The organism is Sulfurimonas sp., assembly GCF_032250635.1.
Classification (GTDB): domain Bacteria; phylum Campylobacterota; class Campylobacteria; order Campylobacterales; family Sulfurimonadaceae; genus Sulfurimonas.
On the sequence record NZ_JAVVFL010000225.1, the window covers coordinates 1 to 3,185 of the forward strand.

The window sequence follows — 3,185 nt, forward strand, 5'->3', positions numbered from 1 at the left end:
GTTGCGCTTGTTCCTATTGTTTCATCTGCAAAAGCTTTAAAAATCATCTGTAAAAGATGGCAGAAAAGATATAACAGACTTCCAGACGCTGTTGTGCTTGAGGGTCCAAAAAGCGGCGGGCACCAAGGCTTTACGTATGAGCAGTGCAAAATGCCGGAGAATCAGCTTGAAAATTTGGTTAGACCAGTTGTTGAAGAGGCTGCTCTTTGGGGAGATATCCCGGTAATTGCAGCCGGCGGTATTTGGGACAAAAACGATATAGAAGAGATGCTCTCTCTTGGCGCACGTGGTGTTCAGATGGGAACGCGCTTTATTGGAACTCATGAGTGCGATGCACATGAAAACTTTAAAAAAGTTCTCTTAAATGCAAAAAAAGAGGATATTCAACTCTTCTCTTCGCCCGTAGGTTATCCGGCTCAAGGTGTTAGAACGAACCTTACTGAGCTTGTGGAGAAGAGAGAGGGACCTGCCATAAAATGTATCTCAAACTGTGTTGCTCCATGTAATCGCGGTGAAGAGGCAAAAGAGGTCGGTTACTGTATCGCCGACAGACTTAGTGATGCTTATAACGGAAATCTTGAGACGGGGCTTTTCTTCTCGGGCACCAACGGATACAGGTTAGATAAAATAATCTCCGTAAAAGAGTTAATGGATAAATTAGTTAACGGTGAATAGAAGGGTAATGTTTAAGCTTTTTCTACTCTCTTTTTTATTTTTTATCTCTCTAGAGGCTTCTGCTACTAGTAGTGAGCTTTTAAAAAGAGCAAATAGCTATATGAAGAGCAGCTCTACAAGCGATACTTTTCGCGCTTACGACGACTACAAAAGTTTATACCTTCGCTCCATGGTTGAGAATGATAACTTTTTAAAGTTTGAGGCTCTAAAGGGGATAGTTAAGAGCGGAGAGAGGCTTAGCATTGATGTCTCAAAATACTCAAAAGAGCTTCAAGCGACTTTGCAAAAGAGTGGCTACAATAAACCAGAACCAAAAGAGATGACAAAGAGTGAGCATATTGAAGATGTTCATCTCGTTCCTCTGCATAGACTGAAATCTATCAACTGGAGAGAAGATGTGCTGCTTCTGGAGTTTGACAAACAACTTACACCCTCTCAAATCGAGTACTTTACGCTTCATGATATGACAAAAGGCAGATATAGATATGTCTTTGATATCAAAACAGCCATGCTTACCAGCTCACAAAATATTAACAACAACAATATAGACAGAATTAAAATAGCCCAGTTTGATCCCAAGACTCTGAGGTTGGTTGTAACTCATAGCGCAAAGGTAGAGGTTAGTTATACGGTTGATGCCAAAACATTGGAAGTTAAGCTTGAAACCGCATCTAGCAAGGTTGTACCGACCCTTGAAAAAGTGGTGCCGATAAAAAGAGATAAGGGAAAGGTCATTGTTATAGATCCAGGGCATGGGGGCAAAGACCCTGGAGCTGTTGGGTACAGAAGATATAGAGAAAAGGTTGTTGCCCTAAATGTTGCAAAAGAGGTTCAGAAGATTTTAAAATCTCGCGGCTACAAAGTCTACATGACAAGAGAGAGCGATAAGTTTGTAAAATTAAGCGAGCGAACAAAATATGCCAATAAAAAAAGGGCAAATATTTTTGTAAGCATCCATGCTAATGCCATTGACGGCAAACATGCAAAAGAAGTGCATGGAGTAGAGTGCTATTTTCTCTCCCCTTCGCGCTCTGATAGAGCTAAGAGGGTTGCTGCAAAAGAGAATTCTGCAGACATGAGCGACATGAATATGTATGGAAAAGATAGTTACTTGAACTTTTTAAACCATCACAATACGGTAGCATCAAATAAGCTGGCGATAGACCTGCAGAGGGGAATGCTCGGCGAACTAAATAAAAAATACAGCGGGGTAAAAGACGGCGGAGTAAGAGAGGGACCTTTTTGGGTTTTGGTAGGTGCTCAAATGCCCTCTGTTTTGGTCGAGGTTGGGTTTATCTCTAACCCCATGGAGGCTAAACGACTTGTTGACAAGAACTATTTAAATACAATGGCCCTTGGTTTGGCTGACGGTATCGAGAGATACTTCGCCAACAATTGAGCCTTTCGATTAACTGACCTTATGTACTTTGTAGTTCTCGAAAAACTTGTTTTTACTAAAGAAACATTTTCACTTCGTGAAAACCGCATTAGCTTGTTTTCGTAGCTTTTAGGTATGCTAACCAATGGCATACCCCATGGCAAGGGGTTGTAGGGACTTTAGTCCCTGCCATTAAAATGGACGCGTTCGTTTTAATGCGTAACATCAGTAGTTAAAGCTCTTTTTTGTACTCAAGCTCACCGGCTACAGACTCTTTTTCGTTGATAATCTTCTCAATCTGAGCTTTTACCTTGTCGTATCTGTACTGCTCTTTAAAGCCAATAATGCGTCCACCGGCTGCATTTGGATGTCCGCCGCCGCCTGTCCACTCTTTTGAGATAAGCGCGACATTTACCCCATTATTTGCTCTTATGCTAAGTGTGCCTCTGTAGCTTACGTCAACTATAAAGTCATACTCCGGGTATGTCAGCAAAAAGCCGTTTCCTATGATGGAGGTATTCCCGACTCCGTAGCTTAAGTATCCTCTGTAGCCTTTATAGTAGATGGTCTTCTCATCTCTGGCTTTGCCCAGAAGTTCAACTATATACTCTGTTGCAAGATTATCGAGCGTGTTATCGTGATCTTTTTTGAAAAAATCTTTCTTTATCTTGTGAATATTCTCATCTAGCACTATAGGAGCATTCTCCTTATCGATATACTTTACGGCTTCAAGAAGCAAAGAGAGTTTGTAGTTGTTGTCCGCTTGGGCAAACATCACTTTGTTAAGCTCTCTCATCTCTGAGACAAGGCGCATGCAGACCTTCCCGTACTCAAAGTTCTCCCTCTCCTCCATCTTCCACAAATCAACGGCATTGACAATATTTACAAACTTCTCCATCCATTCAGGCTCATTAAGCTCAAAGTGCTCTTTTGCATAGTCGTAAGTTATTTTTGTAGCGCATCTTAAAGTATCTAAATAGTACCAATCATATTTTTTAGCGCTCTCTTCTCCGCTTCCATGGTGGTCAAGAAGAGTTAACGTCACCTTTTTGTTTTTTTCGTTTATTTTTTCAACTTCACTGTTAAGCCACTTTGCTTCATCGGCGTTTAAATTAAGATCGGTAATAAGTAT

General features: G+C 41.1%; 3 protein-coding genes. 2 read left to right on the forward strand and 1 reads right to left on the reverse strand.

What is annotated here, in order from left to right; genetic code table 11:
* Window positions 1–675, forward strand: a 675-nt coding sequence (locus RQ763_RS10980; protein ID WP_314153009.1) for a nitronate monooxygenase family protein, incomplete at its 5' end; no start/stop codon positions are given.
* Between the two features lie 7 nt (window positions 676–682).
* The gene (locus tag RQ763_RS10985; protein WP_314153010.1) at window positions 683–2,074 is read left to right on the forward strand and encodes an N-acetylmuramoyl-L-alanine amidase; all 1,392 of its coding nucleotides are present in this window, start codon (window positions 683–685) and stop codon (window positions 2,072–2,074) included.
* Between the two features lie 211 nt (window positions 2,075–2,285).
* On the opposite strand, the gene RQ763_RS10990 is transcribed toward RQ763_RS10985, so the two are convergent.
* A partial coding sequence (locus RQ763_RS10990) for a phosphoesterase (protein ID WP_314153011.1) occupies window positions 2,286–3,185 on the reverse strand: 900 nt, incomplete at its 5' end.